18 protein-coding genes and 1 pseudogene are annotated in these 19,358 nt (G+C 58.9%); 15 read left to right on the top strand and 4 right to left on the bottom strand.

Translation table 11 applies throughout. The features are described 5' to 3' along the window. Positions 1 to 474 precede the first annotated feature (474 nt). The 13 genes and pseudogenes from F757_RS32985 to F757_RS0104780 form a co-directional block, all read left to right on the top strand. A pseudogene (locus F757_RS32985) lies at positions 475 to 1,248 on the top strand (PDDEXK nuclease domain-containing protein); the annotation flags it as partial. 331 nt (positions 1,249 to 1,579) lie between these two features. Further along, positions 1,580 to 1,951 (top strand): hypothetical protein, encoded by a 372-nt coding sequence (locus tag F757_RS36060; protein ID WP_027210424.1) that lies wholly within the window; start codon positions 1,580 to 1,582, stop codon positions 1,949 to 1,951. A 355-nt stretch (positions 1,952 to 2,306) separates the two neighbouring features. Continuing rightward, the gene (locus F757_RS0104830) at positions 2,307 to 2,648 is read left to right on the top strand and encodes a hypothetical protein (protein ID WP_232221351.1); all 342 of its coding nucleotides are present in this window, start codon (positions 2,307 to 2,309) and stop codon (positions 2,646 to 2,648) included. Between the two features lie 284 nt (positions 2,649 to 2,932). After that, positions 2,933 to 3,913, top strand: coding sequence for a TauD/TfdA family dioxygenase (locus F757_RS0104825; protein WP_027210422.1), 981 nt, complete (start codon positions 2,933 to 2,935; stop codon positions 3,911 to 3,913). A gap of 13 nt (positions 3,914 to 3,926) precedes the next feature. Next, complete coding sequence (locus tag F757_RS0104820; protein WP_051376671.1) at positions 3,927 to 4,268, top strand: cupin domain-containing protein; 342 nt, start codon at positions 3,927 to 3,929, stop codon at positions 4,266 to 4,268. Between the two features lie 95 nt (positions 4,269 to 4,363). Beyond that, on the top strand, positions 4,364 to 5,944 hold the full coding sequence (locus F757_RS32975; RefSeq protein ID WP_084530719.1) for a class I tRNA ligase family protein: 1,581 nt from the start codon (positions 4,364 to 4,366) through the stop codon (positions 5,942 to 5,944). A gap of 21 nt (positions 5,945 to 5,965) precedes the next feature. Then, complete coding sequence (locus tag F757_RS0104810; RefSeq protein ID WP_027210420.1) at positions 5,966 to 7,279, top strand: lysine N(6)-hydroxylase/L-ornithine N(5)-oxygenase family protein; 1,314 nt, start codon at positions 5,966 to 5,968, stop codon at positions 7,277 to 7,279. After that, positions 7,269 to 8,594: an NAD(P)/FAD-dependent oxidoreductase gene (locus F757_RS0104805; RefSeq protein WP_084530717.1), complete on the top strand. Its 1,326-nt coding sequence runs from the start codon at positions 7,269 to 7,271 to the stop codon at positions 8,592 to 8,594. Before F757_RS0104810 ends, F757_RS0104805 begins: the two co-directional genes overlap by 11 nt. Positions 8,595 to 8,612: 18 nt before the next feature. Next, complete coding sequence (gene ectB / locus F757_RS0104800) at positions 8,613 to 9,929, top strand: diaminobutyrate--2-oxoglutarate transaminase (RefSeq protein ID WP_232221350.1); 1,317 nt, start codon at positions 8,613 to 8,615, stop codon at positions 9,927 to 9,929. 81 nt (positions 9,930 to 10,010) lie between these two features. Further along, positions 10,011 to 11,243, top strand: coding sequence for an MDR family MFS transporter (locus tag F757_RS0104795; protein ID WP_027210417.1), 1,233 nt, complete (start codon positions 10,011 to 10,013; stop codon positions 11,241 to 11,243). 61 nt (positions 11,244 to 11,304) lie between these two features. After that, positions 11,305 to 12,249 (top strand): succinylglutamate desuccinylase/aspartoacylase family protein, encoded by a 945-nt coding sequence (locus F757_RS0104790; RefSeq protein ID WP_198021345.1) that lies wholly within the window; start codon positions 11,305 to 11,307, stop codon positions 12,247 to 12,249. 6 nt (positions 12,250 to 12,255) lie between these two features. Next, positions 12,256 to 12,948 carry a glutathione S-transferase family protein gene (locus F757_RS0104785; protein ID WP_027210415.1) on the top strand — a complete coding sequence of 231 codons (693 nt, stop codon included), beginning with the start codon at positions 12,256 to 12,258 and terminating at the stop codon, positions 12,946 to 12,948. Between the two features lie 12 nt (positions 12,949 to 12,960). Continuing rightward, on the top strand, positions 12,961 to 14,202 hold the full coding sequence (locus F757_RS0104780; protein ID WP_198021344.1) for an ATP-grasp domain-containing protein: 1,242 nt from the start codon (positions 12,961 to 12,963) through the stop codon (positions 14,200 to 14,202). A gap of 254 nt (positions 14,203 to 14,456) precedes the next feature. Here F757_RS0104780 and F757_RS32970 read toward each other — a convergent pair whose 3' ends face one another. Further along, the gene (locus tag F757_RS32970) at positions 14,457 to 14,750 is read right to left on the bottom strand and encodes a hypothetical protein (RefSeq protein ID WP_035466283.1); all 294 of its coding nucleotides are present in this window, start codon (positions 14,748 to 14,750) and stop codon (positions 14,457 to 14,459) included. A 133-nt stretch (positions 14,751 to 14,883) separates the two neighbouring features. Between F757_RS32970 and F757_RS0104765 the strand changes: the two genes are divergently transcribed. Continuing rightward, positions 14,884 to 15,180, top strand: a complete 297-nt coding sequence (locus F757_RS0104765) for a helix-turn-helix domain-containing protein (RefSeq protein WP_332258128.1) — start codon at positions 14,884 to 14,886, stop codon at positions 15,178 to 15,180. A gap of 18 nt (positions 15,181 to 15,198) precedes the next feature. Here F757_RS0104765 and F757_RS0104760 read toward each other — a convergent pair whose 3' ends face one another. Both F757_RS0104760 and F757_RS0104755 read right to left on the bottom strand, forming a co-directional pair. Beyond that, positions 15,199 to 16,593: a dihydrolipoyl dehydrogenase gene (locus F757_RS0104760; protein WP_027210412.1), complete on the bottom strand. Its 1,395-nt coding sequence runs from the start codon at positions 16,591 to 16,593 to the stop codon at positions 15,199 to 15,201. 41 nt (positions 16,594 to 16,634) lie between these two features. Next, a complete protein-coding gene (locus F757_RS0104755; protein WP_027210411.1) occupies positions 16,635 to 17,171 on the bottom strand; it encodes a carboxymuconolactone decarboxylase family protein in 537 nt (178 codons plus the stop codon). A gap of 131 nt (positions 17,172 to 17,302) precedes the next feature. On the opposite strand from F757_RS0104755, the gene F757_RS0104750 reads away from it, so the two are divergent. Beyond that, positions 17,303 to 18,286 carry a cupin domain-containing protein gene (locus F757_RS0104750; RefSeq protein WP_035466278.1) on the top strand — a complete coding sequence of 328 codons (984 nt, stop codon included), beginning with the start codon at positions 17,303 to 17,305 and terminating at the stop codon, positions 18,284 to 18,286. Between the two features lie 209 nt (positions 18,287 to 18,495). On the opposite strand, the gene F757_RS0104745 is transcribed toward F757_RS0104750, so the two are convergent. Next, a complete protein-coding gene (locus F757_RS0104745) occupies positions 18,496 to 18,924 on the bottom strand; it encodes a DUF1810 domain-containing protein (RefSeq protein ID WP_027210409.1) in 429 nt (142 codons plus the stop codon). Positions 18,925 to 19,358: the final 434 nt, after the last annotated feature.

Here is a 19,358-nt window from a genome sequence, read left to right as displayed (position 1 = left end):
ATCTACATAGGCGTGGATCGCGCGGTCGAACGAAGTCCAGATAGAAGCAGATGCAGCGGGCGGGTCACGCGGCCTCGCGCCGATTCGCTCCAGCATCGGTGAACGGCGCTTCCAGCGCACGAGCGCTTTTTTGCAGCAATCGCAGACCGAAGGGCAATGGCAGAAGCATTCTGCTCGGCTTCGCACACGAATGCCGCGGGTTGACGAGCAACAAGTAATGAACCGGAGGTCATCGCATCGCCCGGCGCAAGATGCAACGACACTTGCCGGAGCGAAAGCAGCCCAGTCACCAGGCTCGCGGCGATGATCCGCGAAAGTGCGCGCCGCGCTCGCCAATGCGCAGATTGAACAGGAAGCCCATGCCGATCAAGATGAAGCCCGCCCGTTGCAACATGCAAAGCGGGAAGGGTGAGCCGCCCGCCGCGCCCTCCGATGGATGCACCGCGCGAATGTTGACGCCCTTCAAGACTGCGTATGAGCCGAAATTTCGAGAAACCCCCTTGGGCCGATGAGTATCGTCACTGGTTCGCTGAACTCAAGCGGCGCGTGGAGCGTGCGCGACAACGCGCGCTCGCAAGTGCGAATCGTGAACTTGGTGGGTCTTTACTGGCAGATCGGGCGCGATATTCCTGAGCGGCAGCAGCAACAAGGCTGGGGAGCCGGCGTCGTCGACCGGCTTGCACGTGATCTCAAATCAGCGTTCCCGGACATGCGGGATTCCCTCCGCGTAACTTGAAGTACATGCGCGCGCTCGCCCTGACGTTTCCGGAACCGGAATTTGTGCAACAGCCCATTGCACAATTACCGTGGTCTCACGTTGTCACTCTCCTTGACAAGCTTGATGATAGCGGTCAGCGGCTCTGGTACGCCGAAAAGTCCCTGGAGCATGGGTGGTCGCGCAGCGTGTTGACCATGCAGATCGAGACAGCGGCGCACGTGCGTGCCGGGAATGCCGTCACCAATTTCGCCGAGCGGCTACCGCCTCAGCAGTCGGATCTCGCGCGCGACGTTCTGAAGGATCCATACATTTTCGACTTCCTCGGACTCACCGAAAACGCGCAGCAGCGCGATGTCGAGCGGGCTGTGACGCAACACATTACGCAGTTCCTGCTTGAACTCGGTGCCGGTTTCGCGTTCGTCGGACGCCAGTTTCGCCTGGAAGTCGGTGGGGATGAGTGTTTCATCGATCTGCTTTTCTATCACCTCAAGCTGCGTTGCTACGTTGTCGTCGAGCTGAAGACGAGCCCACCGTTTTTCGCTACAACGACGCCTTCACGAAGAAAGAGCATCCGCATATTGCCTATCTCGTCGATGAACTCGAACCGGCCTGCGACGCGTTTGCGGCAAACCGGTTCGGAGTGGTGTTTCAGGCGCTCAGCGGGACGGCGCCACTTCTTCGCACCCGTGAGGACAAAGCGGCCTGGCACAATGCAATGACTCGCGTCCTGGAACTCCGCGCGACGGGCACGGTTGGAGACGTGATCGATCATCTTCTTGATCAACCAAGCCCCGCCTTCCTGACGCGATCGAAAAGCGCGAGCGCGGACTACGCGACTTCGATCGGACTGCCGGCGAAGAGATGCGGGAAGTTGAACGACTGCGCGCTGTTTCCTACGCGGAGATATCAGCATTGCGGGCGTACCTTGACGGTCATTCACCCTTTGAGACCAAGTACGGAGTAAAGGGTGCCGAATTCGACAACGTCCTGGTTGTTATCGGTCGAGGGTGGAACCAGTATAACTTTGGCGACATGCTCGGGTTCGCGGCTGGTCAAGCGATTCCGGCCGTGCGGGAAGAGTTTTTCGAGCGAAACCGCAATCTGTTCTATGTCGCGTGTTCTCGCCCCAAACGACGCCTTGCATTGCTATTCACTCAGTTTCTGTCGCCGGTGGCGATGGGCACGCTAGAACAATGGTTTTCGCCCGAAAGCGTTCACGCCATCATGCTCTGACAGGAGACCCATCGATGACGCTCCGGCGCCTCACGATAGACATTGACTGCGCCCCCCTGCTACGGGGTTCCGTTAAGCTACCCATGCGGTCCTCTGCCAACATCGCCACCGTCCGCACTGCGCGCCTTCGCAGGCCTTGGCCCTAACCCGCGGCAATGTAAGGTGACGGAGGGCGTCTTTAGCAATATAGGCGGCTCGGCGAGACAAGGCAGCAGAACTGGCCGACAGTGAAGGGGCGGATAGTTGTGGCTATCCGCCCCTTCGGTTCTGGGCACAGTCCTCCGACACGACTCGCGCTTCAGGCTCTGCGAGCGCGTTCTACGGGATCGGCAACGCGGAGGATGTCGCAACCTGCTTGAACGGTTATGACCAGACTGCTTATCCGGCGGGCAGCGCGTGGTGCTTCACGCGCTTCTGCATCCCGCAGGCCTTCGACGTCGGGTACCGGCTGGTTGACGACGCCGACACGCTCTGGCGCGCGTTTGAGGTCGCGCACCACAAGGCCACACTGCCCGGACGCCTGGAGCTGCCGATGGAATCATTCGCGCGCGCCGTCGAGACCGTGCTGAAGGATAGCGAAGCCAGGGATGCCCCCGGTTACTGTCCAGCAGAAGCACTATGGGTCCACGCGGTCCGGCACTGTGGTTACATCCAGTCCCGTCATGCGACCGGTCGCGTCCTCGTCGCCGCAGCATAGTGCGTCGCCGCTCAAGGCACCCCGCATTCCGATCCTCACGGTCCATGAGCGCAAGCTCACGCCTGCGCTGGGTTACCTCTTCAACAGGAAGTGGCTCGATCCATGGGAGTCCCTCGTCTCGCCCCTGCATCACTGCACCTATAGGTGCTATTCACGGTCATCGTTTTGTCAACCTCTCAAAACCGATAGGTTTTTGCGATAAAAATGGATGTTTCAATCTGTCCCCGATATCGGTAACACAAAGGACTATCGGTGTCGCTTACTTTATTATTTCCGAGGACCGTATGAGAGAAGGGATCGACATGAGCCGGGTGGGGATTTGTCAGCCCCCTAGCGAGCGCGAATTTTCTCTGGATGATGCGAGCCGAGACGAATTGCGGAAGGCAATCAGCCAAAAGATTCGCTGCGGATTTGACAGAAAAAGTAACGAATTCGCTAAGGCGATCCGCGGCGCCGGTATTCCCGTAGATTGCATCAAACGCCAACTGTTCGAAACCGACGAGCCGTTTTTTATCCTGCGGAATCTCCCGGTCGACCAACCGTCCGAGAAGTGGGTAACGAGCGACGCGCCGTATGCTTCGGCCATTCTCGCGGGACTGACTGGAAGCGTCGGTCTAAGTAACTTCGGCTATCGGGAAGAGAAGGGAGGGGCCATCCTGCACGACATTTATCCGATTCCCGGATCGGAAAGTGCGCAATCGAACGCGGGCCGGATCGAATTCGGATTTCACGTCGACAATCCATTCCTGCCCCGAGTCGGCCGCCCGGAAGTGCTCACCCTTGTGAGCATCAACAACGATTCAAACGCTGCGACGCATTTGCTAACGATCGGTGAAATCAAGCGGAGCTTATCTCCAGAGACGCTGAGTGTGCTCCGGCAACCCCTCTTCGATTTTCGGCATGCGGATTCCTTTAACCTCAATAAATACAAGATATTTGCCACGAACTCCCCGGTAGTCAAGACTGTCGACGGCTTCGACGAGATTCGCTGGGCTGTTTTCACACTGTCGACTGACGAGCGAGCGCGAGCGGCGATTACCGAACTGAAGGCACTTGCGCACGCAACCTGCCGCCGGATCGTCCTACAGCCCGGCGAGTTGCTTATCTTTAACAATAATCGTTGCATTCATGGCCGGGGCGAAGTTGCCGGATGGCGGTGGCTGAAGCGCATCTACGGCACTCGTCATGAGTCGGTGATCGGTGCCGACGACCTGATGAGCGCCTGGGACCTGCTGTCGACGGACTCTGTCGACCATACTTTCTGACGAGAACACGCAAATGAAAATACGGAAAGCTAGCACTGACGTGAGCAAGCAGGAATACGGCGGCGATTTTCGCCGGCTCTATCCGTGGGAAGGCGTTGCCAATCCGCCGTGGGGTGGTGCGTGGATGACGATCGCCCCTGGGCAGACATCGACCCCACACAATCACGATGAAGAGGAAACGTTTCTGATTCTGTCGGGAAACGGTGAGATGGAAGTCGACGGTGAACGGCGTGTCATTGAGAAGGGGGACGTGATATATCTGCCGCGGTTCAGTACGCACAAACTCAGGAACATTTCGTCGGCGATGCCGCTCGAGTTGCTCTGCATATGGTGGGGAGCACCGATCGTCGACTGAGTTAAATCGGATGGAACCCGACCTAGCATCCAAAGTATTTTGGACTACTGATGGTAGTGTAGAGACAAAAAAGAAGAAAAATCTAAGAATCCAAGATGGCTAAAACAACGATTGTTACCGCGACCCCACCCACACCGAACGGTGATTTGCACGTCGGCCACATCTGCGGCCCTTACCTTGGCGCCGATATCTATACGCGGTATCTCCGGATGAAAGCCGAGACGGCAGCGTACGTCTCGTACTCGGATCACAACCAGACGTACGTCGTTTCCACGGCGGCGAAGTTGAATGCGGAACCGATGGCACTCGCCGACGACTATGCGAACAAGATTCGCGAGACGTTGGAGATGGCAGGCATCGAAGCAGATACGTTTCATAACCCGGATGCCGCCCACGTCGCGTTTGTCCAGAAATTCTTCCGCCGGCTTTACGAGAGCGGCAAGCTTACGTCGAAAACCAAACATGTCTGGACGGATCCAGTGGAAGGCCAGATGGTCTTCGAATCCTACCTGCGAGGCCATTGCGCCGTGTGCTTTGCCGAGACGGCCGGCGCGATCTGCGAAAGCTGCGGGCATCCGAACGATGCCACGACCCTCAAGTTGCCGCGCAACGCTATTGTGCCGGAGAACGGTCTAGTCCGGTCCGAAGTGAAGCTGATTGTGCTTGAGCTTGAGCGCTATCGAAATGAGATCACGCGGTTCTTCTTAGACAAGGCGAAGCACTGGCGGCCGCATCTGCTGCAGTTGGTTGATGAACTGCTTGCGCGTCCACTGCCTGATTATCCCATCACGTACGTGTCGGATTGGGGCATTCCGGCACAAATTCCGGGGCACGAAGGGCAGGTATTCAACGTATGGGCCGAAATGATGCCTGGTCTGATGCATGCGGCCGAGATCGCGACCAACAAGCGGCCTGACGGCGCACTGCATTGGGCTGGCACGGCTGACACCCGGATCGTGCAGTTCCTCGGGTACGACAACTCGTTCTTCTTCGCGTTGGTGCACGTTGCTCTGGCGTTTGCCGACGGTGGACTGCGCCAGCCGGACTTCATCGTCACGAACGAGTTCTACGAGTTCGAAAATTTCAAGTTTTCGACGAGCAAGCGGAACCTCATCTGGGGCCGCGATCTGTTGGCGCAAGTGCCGAAAGATCGCGTCCGCTACTACTTGGCGCTCAGTAATCCCGAGTATCAAAAGGTGAACTTTACGCGCGCGGCTATGGACCAGTTGCTGGAAGCACGTCTTCTCGCGCCGTGGAGAAAGCTCAACGAACAGTTGATCAAGGAGGCTGGCCGCGCTGGCGTGCAACCGGGCGACCGTCTTGAGCTGACACCCGAGCAGCGTGCGGAACTGCAGTCGATTCTCGATCGCTTCGAACAGTTCTATGTGGTGGAGAAGTTCAGCCCGCAACGAGTCGCTGAACAATTGAGTGCCTTGCTGATTTATGCGTCGAACTGCCTGGAAGACCATGTGTCTCGGGTAGGTCGTCACCAGGTCGCGCTCGTCTACGGCTTGGTCGCGGCCGTGTTGCCGGTGATTCTCGGGCCGCTCATGCCGGAGACGGCGGCACGTATTCGGGATAGGCTGGAAATGCCACGTGCAGACCGCTGGGAGGTTCAGCCGGAGATAGCCAACTTAACCTGGTCGCTCGCGAAGTCGATGGCCAACTTGATCTAATCCCGCAAACGGGCACAAATCATGACTGACATGAACATACTGGATTTCGTTGGCATCGGATTTGGACCAGCCAATATCGCGTTTGCCGTCGCACTCGAGGAGCAGGGTTTCGACGGAAGCTATGTGTTTCTCGAGCGTCACACCTCGCCGGGATGGCAGCGGGAAATGCTGTTGGCGGACTCTGATATCCAGAATCATCCGCTGCGCGACCTGGTTACACCGGCCAATCCGAGGAGCCACTATTCCTTTACTAACTACCTTCACGTCCACGACCGGCTCTTCGATTTCCTCAATCTAGGAATTACATTCCCGCTGCGACGTGAGTACGCCGACTACGTGGCTTGGGTCGCTCGACACTTCGCGCGCGACGTACGGTATGGCATAGAAGTGCATACGATCGGCCTGACGACGATTGACGGCCAGCGGCTTTATCGGATCGAGGCCGGCGGTGCGACTTTGTACGCACGCAGCGTCGTACTGGCGCCGGGGCGCACGCCGAACATACCGCAAGTGTTCCAAGCGACGATCGGCCCGGGGGTCTTCCATCTGACCGGCTACGAGACAGCAATTGCTCGAGTGACACCCAGACTCGAAGCGGGGGGCGCCATCGCGGTGGTTGGAGGCAGCCAGAGCGCGGTCGAGCTACTACTCGATCTAGCCGCTCGTTTCCCGGCTTCGACGGTGCACGCCGTGCATCGCGCCTATTCGTTCCGTCTCAAGGACACGAGTCCGTTCAGCGAAGAGGTCTATTTTCCGGAGTTCGTCGACTACTACTACAACGCGAACGCGGAAGGCAAGCGCCTGCTCAATGCCGAGCTGAAGGCCACGAACTACTCGTCGGCAGACGGGGACGTGATCCACAAGCTCTACCTCAAGCTGTACGCGCAGAGGATTGAGGGCAAGGAGACGATCCGGATTCATCGTAGTCACGACGTCGAAGCATGCGAGCGTGACGGTGAACGCTATCGCATTGATGTGCACGAGCGGCTGACCGGCGTCAGGAAGTCGCTGGCGGTAGATGCTGTGGTCTTGGCTACCGGCTTTAAGAACTTCGGTCGTGGCTTGGCCGAAGAGCCGATCCACCCGTTGATGCGTGATATTCGTGGCGCGTTTGTCGCCGATCAAAATGGCGGTCTGCACATCAACCGCAACTATTCGCTTCAGCCTGAAGACGCTGACGTAACGCCACCATTTTTTGTGAACGGACTGTGCGAGTCTTCGCACGGGTTCGGCGACGCAGGATCGTTCAGTATCCTATCGCTGCGTGCGGGGGAGATTGCGTCAGCTCTGCGGGCGTCTTTGCGGACGGCGACGGGAGCGACCGTTGAGCGCTAACGAGGGCGGGTTGTCGAGAGGACCGGCGGTGCACTTCGGCGTGCCTGTCTGGCAAGGGCCGGCGCATATCGGGACGATGGCAGGAGCGGTACCGTCGGTCACGGATACGGTGGTTGTTGGCGGTGGCTTTACTGGCTTGGCGACAGCCTACGCGCTGGCAAAGAGCGGGCGTGACGTCGTGCTGCTCGAGGCACGCGAGATCGGGTACGGCGCGAGTTCGCGAAACGCTGGTTTCTGCACTACTGGCCCGTCGGCGTCGGCGTCGGCTGTGCTGGACGTGTACGGTCCCAACGAAGGGGCCAGGTATTACCAATGGTTCCAACACGCGGTAGGCGCTGTGCAAAAGCTCATCGACGATGAAAAGTTGGATGTCGAATGGCGGGTGAGCGGAAGGCTGTCGCTTGCACGTTCAGCAAGTCAGACGGACCGTCTGCGGCGCAACTACGAGATCCAGCGTGACGTGTTCGGTTTGCCAGTCGAATTTCTGGAGGGCGACGCGCTGCGAGAGCATATCGGCGGTTCGGCGTTCGTTTCGGCGATCACAGACAGGTCGAGTGCCTGTCTCAACCCGCGCAAGCTGGTCGGGGAACTCCTGCGAATCGCGTCGAAGTACGGCGCGAGCATTCACGAGAACGTCCCGGTTGTTCGACTTCGTGAATCTTCGTCCGATATCGAAGTGCGCCATCGACACGGTATCGTGCGGGCGCAGCGCGTGGTTGTGGCAACCAACGGGTACAGCGAATCCTTGGGTATCGGGGCGCATCACTTCACTGTTCCGATCGGAAGCTTCATCGTAGCAACGGAGCCGTTGTCGCCTGATGCTCAAAGACGCTTGCTGCCGACGGGAAAGGTGGCATCCACGATCAGTAACTACTCGAACTACTTCCGGTTGCTAGAAGATGGGACGCTTCTGTTCGGCGGCCGGAAGTCTCTGGCGTCGTACGGTGATTTCGAGGTGGTCGGGCAGGAACTGATCGCGGCAGCGGGCCAGTTGTTCGGTGGCGTCGTCGAACTGCCGCCAGTCGCTGCCTGCTGGGGCGGCCGTCTCGCGTTCACACGCGATCGAACTCCACGCCTAGGTCATGTCAGCCGACGCGTCTTGTTCGCTGGGGGGTATTGCGGACACGGCGTGCCGACCTCAGTGTCTGCTGGCTTCGCGCTAGCTCACTATATCAGCGACGGCGATCGGAATCATTGCCCGTTCTTTTCAGACGCAATTGGCCCATCGATCAGCTACCGGATTGGGCGCTCCTTTATGCCTCTGATCGGTGCTTACTATCGCGCACAAGATCGGAAGGATCTGAAACAAAACTAGCGTATTGCTGGGGTGATTATGTATATCGAAGACAAGCTTCAAGGTGACGTCGCACAACACAATACGTATTGCGCGGAAGACAACGCTCCCGGAATGATGATTATCGAACGGGGCGAGTCGAACGTGCGGTCGTATTCCCGAGGTTTCCCAGCCGTATTTTCGACGGCAAAGGGTTCGTTGCTGTACGACGAGACCGGCAACGCCTATATCGATCTCTTGGCCGGAGCCGGATCTGTCAACTATGGGCACAACGATGCGCGTATCAAGAATGCGGTAATCGAATACCTGCAAAGCGATGGCGTTGTTCAAGGTCTCGATCTCGCCACCACCGCCAAGGTCGCATTCCTGCGCGATTTTCAACGCATTGTTCTCCTGCCGCGCGGTATGGAGTACAGAATTCAGTTCACCGGACCGACAGGAACCAATGCCGTCGAAGCCGCGTTGAAACTGGCGCGTAAGGCAACGGGGCGCACGATCGTCGCTTCGTTTACTAACGGGTTCCATGGGGTTTCGCTCGGCGCACTCGCTGCCACGGGGAACGACTTGAAGCGTGCGGCCGCTGGTGTTTCGCTAAACGATGTCGTTCGTCTGCCGTTCGACGGTTACGTCGACGGCGACTTCGATTCGATCGCTTATGCACGCAAGTTGTTTGCCGACCCGAGTTCGGGGTACGCGAAGCCTGCGGCTTTCATCGTCGAGACAGTCCAGGGGGAGGGTGGGTTGAATGTCGCGTCTGCCGAATGGCTGCGCGGCATGCAGGAGCTGGCCACCGAACTCGGCGCGTTGTTTATCGTCGACGATATCCAGGCCGGATGTGGCCGGACCGGAACGTTCTTCAGTTTCGAGAAGTTCGGCCTTCATCCGGATCTGATTTGCCTCTCGAAGTCGATCAGCGGGAACGGGTTGCCGATGGCGATCTTACTGATCAAGCCGAAGTACGACGTTTGGGCGCCGGGAGAGCATAACGGGACGTTTCGCGGTAACAACCTTGCCTTCGTCGCCGCGCGGACGGCACTGTCGTATTGGAAGGACAAGCACTTCCTGACGCAGCTCGACGAGAACATCCGAATCATGGATGCGGGATTGGAGACGATTCTGAAGAAGCATCAAAATTTATTGGTGCGGAGAAAGGGCCGCGGCCTGTTTCAGGGAATCGAGTTTGCGAGGCCTGAAGACGCGATGCGTGTGCGCGCCGCGATGTTCGACCGGGCGGTGGTGATGGAGATGTCGGGGCCACGCGGTGAAGTGCTGAAGCTCATGCCGCCGCTCACGATTCCCACGACCTTGCTCGAACGATCGATCAAACTGATCGACGAGTGCGTGGCGTCGTTGTGATCGAGCCGGACCGCCGTTTCGGTCGATCATTCGAAGCGACCGTCGGGCGGCGGCAGGCGTGTTGGGAGTGGAAACTAGCTGATGAAAAACAGAATCTTTCAGGTGTCACGCTATCGACGGCTCCCGCCGGAAATCCACGTGATGCTGCTGGGGACGTTGCTGACACGCGGTGGCTATTACATGGCGTGGCCGTTCCTCTCGATTACGTTGTTCGAGAAATTCGGCTTGTCAGCGTTCGCAGTGGGTGGCTTTCTTGCGGCAGCGACAGCTTGTGGCGCATTCAGCGGCATTTATGCAGGCTACCTATCCGACAAATACGGGCGCAGGGCCGTGATCAGTATCAGCACCCTGATTGCCGCGTTAGGTTACGTGCTGATGAGCGCAGGTGACTCGCTCATCGGCTACTCCGCGTCGATCCTAGCGATAAGCATGGGGGGCTCGCACCTTGAGGCCTGCTGTAAAGCCTTAATCGGGGATCGGGTGACGGACGGGGGGGACCGCGAGTTCGCGCTCTATTTCCGCTACTTCACGCTGAACGTGGGTGTGGCAGTGGGCGCGTTGATCGGGGTGACCGCCGGTATTGCCTCCCAGTTTGCGACGTTCATGGCGGTAAGCGTCGTTCATCTCGTCTATGGCGTGGTGCTCTGGCTGCTGCTTCGCAAGATTGGGCGCGGCACGAAGGTAGTTCACTGTGACGAGCAGATCAGTTTTGCCGACGCGTACTCGCAGATCCTCGGTCATCGGGCCTTCGTGACGCTCCTGCTCTGCAACATGCTCGTCGCACTGGTCTATGCAAATTTCGACTCGACGCTCGTCCAGTATATCGCTCGGTTCAATCCGGACGGAGGTCGTCATCTCGTCGCTTGGTTGATCGCCGTGAATGCTGCGACCGTGACGATCGCGCAGTTTCCAGTCCTGCGGCTGCTTGAAGCGCGTTCGATCGAACTGAGGCTGACCGCAGGCCTGTCATTGATATTCGTCGCGCAGGTCGGCTTTGCGTTTGCCGGCGTCACGCATATCGCGTTGCTCGTGCTGGCAACGATCGTACTGAGTCTGGGGGAATTGATCGTGTTTCCTACGTTCAGCGTGAAGATCGATCGCCTGACACCTGACGACATGCGAGGTAGCTACTTCGGTGCCGGTAACCTGTATTCACTTGGTAGCGCGATCGCGCCGCTGCTCGGCGGTGCGCTTCTTCAGTACGTGGGTGGTCCCGGATTGTTCGCCATACTTTCGATGATTTGCCTGTGGGTCTTGGCGTTGCACGTGCTGGCCAGTAGGCGAGAGGCGCGCGTGGCCTCCGGCGCGTATTGAGTCAAATTAATCAGCATGGCGTTAAGAAATTGAAGCGATGTTCAATTATTTTGAGAGAAGCATGACGATTACCAACCTTAATGAATTCGACCTGAGTCGGTTCCCGCTGGGGCGTACGAGCAGGGGCTATTTCGTGGTCGACGACGATATGCGGCATGCGATTCCATATCTCGTAATACGTGCCGAAGTACCCGGCCCGGTACTGACTGTAACGGGCGGTGTGCATGCCAGCGAATACACCGGTATCGAGGCGGTGGTTCGATTGTCTAGGGAGGCGGAGTTGCGAAGCGGGACGCTGATCGTGATCCCGGTTCTCAACATGGCCGGATACAAGAAGCGCAGTGTGTCTGAGAACCCCGTCGACGGCAAGAATCTCAACCGGCTGTTTCCGGGTTCGCCCGACGGCAGCGCGAGCGACCGCCTAGCGCACGCTTTGTTTTCGAAAATTATATCGATTTCCACCGCGTACATCGATGTGCATTCCGGCGACATCAGTGAAGCGCTGACGCCCTTCACTTTCTTCGACGCGAGAAATGAGACGAGCCGCGTGCTTGCGGCCATGTTCGGTCTGCCGTATATGGTCGACGCGCCACGCGAGGGGTTCAGTTGCCGTGCGAGTTCCAGTGTTGGCGTGCCAGGCATCCTGGTCGAGGCGGGACATTCAGGCCGTGTTGATGACGCATGTGCGAAACAACTCGTGGATGGGATTCACCGGGTCATGGCTTATTTGGGGATGCGGGGGGACGCCGAGCCGGCACCGCAGGTTCCGAAGGAACTGTCGCTCAAGACGCTGACTTCCGAACTCGACGGATTATGGTACCCGCAGATTCGGCCGGGAATGAAGATATCTCGCGGCGCGGTGGTCGGTCGCCTCGACTCACTGCTAGGCGACGGAGGCTATTTTCCGTTCGCAAAAGACGAGGGGATTGTTCTGTTTTTCGTCAATACGCTGGCGATCAACAAAGGGGATGTCGTGTGCGCGGTTGGCGTAGATGCGGGTAGGTAACCGGTGATGCTGAAACTCTATTGCGGTACCAGAAAATATTCGTCGTGGTCATTGCGACCGTGGTCGCTGCTGCGCGAAGCTGCGGTCCCGTTCGATGACATCGTGATCCCGTTCGAAGCGATTCCGGGATCTAGGGAGTTCACCGACGACTTCAAGGAACAGGCATCTCGCGTCCACCCGTCGTCGCGAGTTCCCGTTCTTCACGACGGGCCGATTGTCGTATGGGAAACGCTCGCGATTTGCGAATATGTGTCGCAGGAGTATTGCGACGGTCGCCTCTGGCCACAAGACCGGTTGATGAGATCGCTTGCGCGTTCGCTCGCTACCGAGCTACAGAGCGAATTTGCATTGATACGATCGACGTTGCCGTTCTGGTGCACGAAGCAAATGGAGCGACGTGTATCGCTCTCTGGGCCGGTACGCGTCGAATGGGAGCGTCTGACGCGCAGCATGAGCCGAGCACTGGAAGCGTCTGGTGGCCCGTTCCTGTTCGGTGCCTACTCGGTCGCCGATGCAATGGTGTTACCGATGATGTCACGCGCGTCGACGTATCTCGATACGACGGACTCATCGATCGGTGCTTACTTAGATTTCGTTCTGTCCCGCGCGTCTTACCGCGACTGGGTCGATGCTGCACATCGCGAAACGGTCGTTCTACCAGAACTCGAGCGGCACGCAAACAATCTGCCACTTATTTGAATGGAGCTGAGAGTGGAATACGCTGTATTGATCCTTGAGTCGAACTTGTCGGGGTACGGCTATTCGGCGATTCGGTATTTGAAGGAATTGGGTTATCGCACGGTATTCATGAGCCGTGACGTTGGCGAGTATCGAAATTCGGTCACCAATCCAACCGATGTTGCCGATGAGGTTGCATTGGTGGATACCTACGATATTGGAAAGATCCTCGATTTCGTTCATGGATACGGGCGCAAGATCGTCGCGTGCTTGGCGTTCGACGATTTCCGAGTGCTGCAGTCTTCGATCGTCAATCAGTATCTCGGAAATGGTGTTCACCCATCAGTGCCGGCGTTGCTGGCATGCCGATTCAAGAGCGTATTGCGGCAAAAACTCGCAGGCACACGTGACGGGCTGCGCCACATCGTCTTCAATGAAGCAACCGCGCAAGCAGCGATTGACGAGCCGCCCTTCGGCTTTCCCTGCGTGGTCAAGCCCGTAGACGAGAACGGTAGCGTGGCGGTGTGCATATGCGAATGTCGTGAGGACATGCGTGAAGCGGTCAGCGATATCCTGACCCTGCCGGCGGTCAACAGTCGAGGCTACTCGTCATCGAGAAAGTTCATCGTCGAAGAATATATCGGTGGCGACGAGTTTAGCGCCGAAATGGTCTGGGATGCGCAAACCGATGCGTGGCGGATCCTTGGAATTACGAAGAAGTTCATCACGCCGCCGCCACGCTGCGTCGAACTCGCCCATATCTTTCCGCATCAGTTTGAGGCTGACGTTGAAGAAGAGGTTTCGCGCGGCCTGTTCGCGGTCATGTCGGCGATCGACTTACGCAATACGTTTGCACATGTCGAATTCAAGGTCAAAAACGGGCGCTTTCACGTGATCGAAGTGAATCCGCGGCCAGGTGGCGACATGATTGCAGAACTCATGACGCTGGCCCGCGGCTATGATCCGATTCGCATGATGGTGCGTGCGAACCTGAATCTGCCGCTGGGTGACGAAGGAGTCCCGACTAGGAACGGGTACGCGGGTATCGGCTTCGTGGCCGACGACCAGCCAGGCCATGTAAGCCGGATCACGCTCCATGACGATGAGTTTGTCTGGCAAAAGTCCTTCGGCTTGCCGCGAGAAATCCAAGGACTTCGCAATTCTGACGATCGTCTTGGGTATGCGGTCTACGCGAATCAGGACGGCACGTACATCCGTCGCAAAGTCGATGGCTTTATCAACCGGGAACTGTTTTCGATCGATCGAAGCGTTTGATTGCCCGTGGCGGCGTCTGTGAAACCGCGGACGATCGGGCGCTGCATTGTGGAAAATGAAGGGTGGTTCGCTGCTTTGCATCCGGCGTAGTTGCGGTCGGTTTTTTTGAAATGGATTCCAGTCGGTGGCAGGTACATCCCCAGTCTCAGCTTCAGCTTCGCCGTGACGATCTATATGATCTTGCTCTCTGAACTCATTCATGTCGAAGACCTCTAGGCCTCCTAATGCTGGCGGGATCCCTGCTTAACCCTCTCTCAAAAGTTGGAGCCTCCGCAAAGTCCGGGGCGATTCACCGGGTGCACTGCGCGTTGTGACAGATTGATTGTCGCAACGGTGACAGTTTGATTTTGTTCTACGACAAGTATGCCGGTAGACCAAAGAAGACTCCTCGCCCGCAGTTCATCCTCCACGCGGTCCCATAGCGGGTCCACGTCGACGTTCTTACGCGTTCCGTTCTGGCTGAAGACCGGGAAGTACTGCATAAAGATATAGGGTTCGCCGGTGGTCTTATCGAAGGCTGCGGCGCTGGACAACTTCAGGAATCCCATGGAACTTTACATAATATAAATTATCAACAAAAACGATGTTAGTCCAAAGTTCAGATGTCGTGTTTGCGCCAGATTGAAATGTCGTGTTTGCGGGTTCAGGCTGGTGGCCAGCATGCCTCAAGGAGCGCTGGCCATGAACGTATCCGGGACGATCACCCTGTCGATGACCGAGCTGGACCGGTTGAAGGTTGTACAGGCCGTTTGCGAACGGCGTCTGAAGCCAGGTCAGGCAGCGGACCGCCTTGCGTTGAGCGTGCGGCAGGTCGAGCGCCTGGTGCAACGCTACCAGGCCGCGGGCGTTGCCGGACTGGTGTCAGGCAAACGCGGGCGACCGGGCAACCATCAGTTGTCCGATGCGCCGTCCAGTAAGGCACGAGCCGAATGTTCCCTGGACAAATTGCGCGCTTCACCTCCCGCAAACAATCCCTAACCCCGCTCGTCCTGCCCCCTACCCCCCAGCTTGCAGCTTCGCTACCGCATCGCGCAACGCCGTTCTCAAACCTTCTTCCACTACCGGGTGGTAGAACGGCATCCCGAGCATATCGTCGACCGTGACCCGCATCTGCAAGCTCCACGCGAGCAGATGACCAATGTGCTCCGCGGCCGGGCCAAACCATTCCGCTCCCACGAAGCGCCGTGTAGCCCGCTCGACGTACACTCTTGCCAATCCGCGGTTCTTCAGCATCACGCGGCTGCGCCCCTGGTCTTCGAAGCTCACTTCGCCTGCAACAAAACTACCCGGCGCGAGGTCCCGGTACCGGACCCCGACCATGGCAATCTGAGGGGCCGAGAAAACGATCGCAAGCGGCGCGCGCCTCACCAGCGGCACGACATCCGGATACAGCGCGGCATTTCGGCCGGCGGCCCGGCCTTCGTCGGCGGCCTCGTGCAAGAGCGGCAGAATGCCGTTCGCGTCGCCGGCAATGAAGACCGGGTGCGCGCCCGCTTGCAGCGTGTCGCGGTCGAAGTGCGGCACGCCCTGACTATCCAGTGCGAGCGATGTGTTTTCGAGGCCGAGATCCGCAACGTTCGGCCGTCGTCCGGCCGCCGCCAGAACATACTCATAGGTGCGCTCAACGTAGCTGCCGTCCGCGCGCGCATAGCGAATCTGCACGCCCCCCTCCACTGCGGTCGCCGCCTCGAGCGTACCTCGTGGCTCGAAGTGAAACTCTTGCGCAAAGGTCGAGCGCGCCTGCTCCACAATCACGGGGTCTGTCAGCGGTCCCACTCTGCCGCGGGCGCCAAACACGCTCACCTCAACGCCAAGGCGGGCGAGCGCCTGACCAAGCTCCAATCCGATCACGCCCGGGCCCACCACTGCTACGCTGCGCGGCAGCGTCTGCCAGGCAAATACGTCGTCGTTCACGATCACGCGCTCGCCCACGCCACGAAGCACATCGGGAATGACCGGCGCGGAGCCGGTCGCAATCACCACGCTCGCCGCCCGCACAAGCGTATCGCTGCCCACCTGCAGCAGCCGGTCGTCGATGAAGCGCACATGGCCAACCAGCCGGTCCGCTTCGGGCAACGCGTGGACGCCCTCCACGACGAACCCGACGAAGCGGTCGCGCTCGCTGCGCACCCGATCCATGACGGCCTGGCCGTCCACGCGCACCCCCTCGACACGAACGCCGAACGCGCCGGCGCGGCTCGCGTCATGTGCGGCTTCGGCCGCCGCGATCAGCAGCTTCGACGGCATGCACCCCACTCGCGCACACGTCGTGCCGTATTCACCGCCTTCGATGATCACAGCCGTGCGGCCTTCGGCTTTCGCGCTGCGGTAAGCCGACAGCCCCGCCGTCCCTGCGCCGATAACGGCGACGTCTGTACGAATGGTGCGCATGACAATCTCTCCTGTCGAGGACTGGGTGCTGGAGCTGTGGGTTACTTGACTGCCGGAAAGTCGAGCGTCGTGTCGTTCACGCGATTCACGAGATTGGTGAACGTGATCGACGCGATGGCAAGGTTGATTTCGATGATCTGGCGTTCCGTGTAACCAGCCGCCCGCACCGCATCGACAGCCGCCTCGGGCACCGTGCCACGCGTGCCGACCAGCGTAAGCACATACGTCACCAGCGCGTCGCGCCTCGCGTCGCCAGTCGCAACGCCAGCACGCACCTGCTTCATGTCATCGCTCGACAGTCCGGCCAGCTTGCCCATCAACGTATGAGCGGCGACACAATAGTCACAGCCGACGTGTTCGCTGACAGCCAGTTTGATGGCTTCGATATCTGCCTTGCTGAGCGTACTGGCGGACACTGCTGCGTCGAACGCGAGCGCAGCGCTAAGCGCTTCGGGGCTGTGCGTGCCGACGGTAGCGTACGCATTGGGAACCTTGCCGACAGCCTTCTTTATCTTCGCGAACACTTCAGCTGCCGCGCCAGTTGCTTCTTCAGGGCGAATGGTGGTCAGACGGGACATGATTGACTCCTTCCTTCAGGTTGTGGTGGTTGAACCGCTTAGCCATGTCGTATGGCATGGGAGTCAGTGTAGGGATACGCGACGAGTTATTTAATGCCATACTTCCGCAACTTCATGCTCAAACGTCTCATATGGAACTGCTGGACCGACTGCTCTCGCTGATGCCGGTTACTGGACGGCTGGATGTGCGGTGCAACTTCGGCTCGCCGTGGCGCATCGACCATCCTGAGTCGAATGAGTGGGAATTTCCCTATCACGTGCTGTTGCGCGGCGAAGCCGTGGTGGAAAGCGACGCGGGAGGGAAAGCCGAACCGGCGCTTCGCATGAAGGCCGGCGATATCGTGCTGTTTCCTTCCGGCAGCGCGCACAGCTTGCATGACGGCAGCGGCACTGCACCCCGCCCCGCGCGCGAGCGGCACGAGAACGGCTTGACCGTTGTCACGAACGGCAGTGCACGTGGTGGCGCCGATGTGCTGTGCGGCCGCTTCGTGCTGCCGGCGGTGCCGCAGCAGTTGATGCGCGACCATCTGCCGGGACGTTTGCTGGTGAGCAGCGTGAGCGAGGGCGACGCAGAAGCGCGCGACGCCGCGTTTGCAGCAACCAGGCTTGCGCGGGTCATTGAATTGATGCGCGAGGAAGCGTTCGAGCAACGCCCGGGCAGCGCGACGGTGGTGAACCAGTTGTCGGGCGCCCTGTTTGCGTTGACCCTGCGTTGCGCCTCCGATACCGACCAGGCGCCGCGCGGCCTGCTGGCGCTTGCACAGCGTCAGAGGCTACAGCCGGCTCTCGCGGCTATGTTCGACGAACCCGCGAAGCCATGGACGCTTCCTCAACTGGCCGAGCTCTGTCATATGTCGCGTGCCACGTTTGCACGCCACTTCGAAGAAGCAATCAGCCGCTCGGCGAGCGACGTGCTCACCGAAATTCGCATGGCGCTCGCTGGGCGCAAACTGGCGCAAACAACCATGTCTGTCGCCGAGATCGGCGAAGCGGTGGGATACCAGTCGGAAGCCGCGTTTCAGCGCGTGTTCAAACGGCAGGTAGGGATGACGCCAGCGAAGTGGCGCGCCCGTTCCGGTTCAGGGAGCGCAGCCCCTTCGCAATCTGCGGCCTGAGATGCCCTCAACTGCCGAAATACGGATTGCAGAAACCAGCCGGTCCGACGCATTCACTGTCGGAATCGGCCTTATTCACTGGCGCCTCTTGCCTTTTACCCGCCTCGCTCGTGGTTGACGACGCGGGTCCTTTACCGCCATGCAGCATCTTTATCTGCTCAGCGGCGCCCGGCATCCAACCTGCCGGCACCGCCCGCTTACATCGCAGATCAGTCGCGTGGCAGCCTCGCTACGGTCAGCGGATCCGGTTCGTCGTCGCAGTACTTGCGAAGTGCCGTCTGGAACAGCTCATTGTCTTGCGCCGCGCGCGCAAACAGCGTCATCGATGAACAGAACTTCAGGTTGTCCGGATAGCCGAATATCTCGTCGAGCGTCTTGCTCTCGATGCCGTTGACGAGCGCCGTGCACTCGCGCAGACGTGCTCCGAGCAGCGGATGTGCGAGGTAGTCGCGCGCCTCATCGAGCCCGGTGATCGCGTAGAGTTGTGCGGTCGGGGTGCGCCCTATCCCCTCTATCTGCGGAAAAATGAACCACATCCAGTGGCTGCGCTTCTCGCCTGCGCGCAGTTCATCGACCACGCGCGCATAGACCGGCTCCTGCGCGTCCACGAAACGTTGAAGGTTGTATGGATCAGCCACAACGATGCCCTCCGTTTGTCAGTGTCATCGAGCGCGATGACATCGCTTACTCCGAGCCACCGTCATAGTGACGGCCGGGAGTCGGGAATGGAATCTCCTGTTTAACTGTACATGCTCGAAGACACAGCTGCGCGGCGCGGGCGACAAAAACGGCAACTGCCGGATTAGCCGATCTGCCGTGGATGCTTGCGGGGCGAGTTGCGAGCCTGGTTTGTATCCGCAAAATCGGAACGCCGGTTTCTGGTTTAGCCGTCACCTTTTTATGCCGCTTGCGCTCAGTGCAGATAATGGCGCCACCGGCAGATAATCGGACCACGCATGACCTTCCGGTCGGTTTATTTATTTGCGCTGCGCAAACAACCGGCGACGATGCAGCCTGCATAATCAAAACGCCATCGATTATATTTCGGCCTCTTCATAAGTCACCTGAAAGA

It is taken from the genome of Burkholderia sp. WSM2232 (genome assembly GCF_000472545.1).
GTDB lineage: Bacteria > Pseudomonadota > Gammaproteobacteria > Burkholderiales > Burkholderiaceae > Paraburkholderia.
Note: the sequence above shows the minus strand (reverse complement) of the source record. Positions and strands in the feature narration are given on the sequence as shown.

What these genes read in the sequence shown, in the direction of transcription:
- F757_RS36060 (WP_027210424.1), top strand. Translation starts at nt 1,580, where the DNA reads ATGCGGGAAGTTGAACGACTGCGCGCTGTTTCCTACGCGGAGATATCA.
- F757_RS0104825 (WP_027210422.1), top strand. Translation starts at nt 2,933, where the DNA reads ATGAGAGAAGGGATCGACATGAGCCGGGTGGGGATTTGTCAGCCCCCT.
- F757_RS0104820 (WP_051376671.1), top strand. Translation starts at nt 3,927, where the DNA reads ATGAAAATACGGAAAGCTAGCACTGACGTGAGCAAGCAGGAATACGGC.
- F757_RS32975 (WP_084530719.1), top strand. Translation starts at nt 4,364, where the DNA reads ATGGCTAAAACAACGATTGTTACCGCGACCCCACCCACACCGAACGGT.
- F757_RS0104810 (WP_027210420.1), top strand. Translation starts at nt 5,966, where the DNA reads ATGACTGACATGAACATACTGGATTTCGTTGGCATCGGATTTGGACCA.
- ectB (WP_232221350.1), top strand. Translation starts at nt 8,613, where the DNA reads ATGTATATCGAAGACAAGCTTCAAGGTGACGTCGCACAACACAATACG.
- F757_RS0104795 (WP_027210417.1), top strand. Translation starts at nt 10,011, where the DNA reads ATGAAAAACAGAATCTTTCAGGTGTCACGCTATCGACGGCTCCCGCCG.
- F757_RS0104790 (WP_198021345.1), top strand. Translation starts at nt 11,305, where the DNA reads ATGACGATTACCAACCTTAATGAATTCGACCTGAGTCGGTTCCCGCTG.
- F757_RS0104785 (WP_027210415.1), top strand. Translation starts at nt 12,256, where the DNA reads ATGCTGAAACTCTATTGCGGTACCAGAAAATATTCGTCGTGGTCATTG.
- F757_RS32970 (WP_035466283.1), bottom strand. Translation starts at nt 14,750, where the DNA reads ATGGGATTCCTGAAGTTGTCCAGCGCCGCAGCCTTCGATAAGACCACC.
- F757_RS0104765 (WP_332258128.1), top strand. Translation starts at nt 14,884, where the DNA reads ATGAACGTATCCGGGACGATCACCCTGTCGATGACCGAGCTGGACCGG.
- F757_RS0104760 (WP_027210412.1), bottom strand. Translation starts at nt 16,593, where the DNA reads ATGCGCACCATTCGTACAGACGTCGCCGTTATCGGCGCAGGGACGGCG.
- F757_RS0104755 (WP_027210411.1), bottom strand. Translation starts at nt 17,171, where the DNA reads ATGTCCCGTCTGACCACCATTCGCCCTGAAGAAGCAACTGGCGCGGCA.
- F757_RS0104750 (WP_035466278.1), top strand. Translation starts at nt 17,303, where the DNA reads ATGGAACTGCTGGACCGACTGCTCTCGCTGATGCCGGTTACTGGACGG.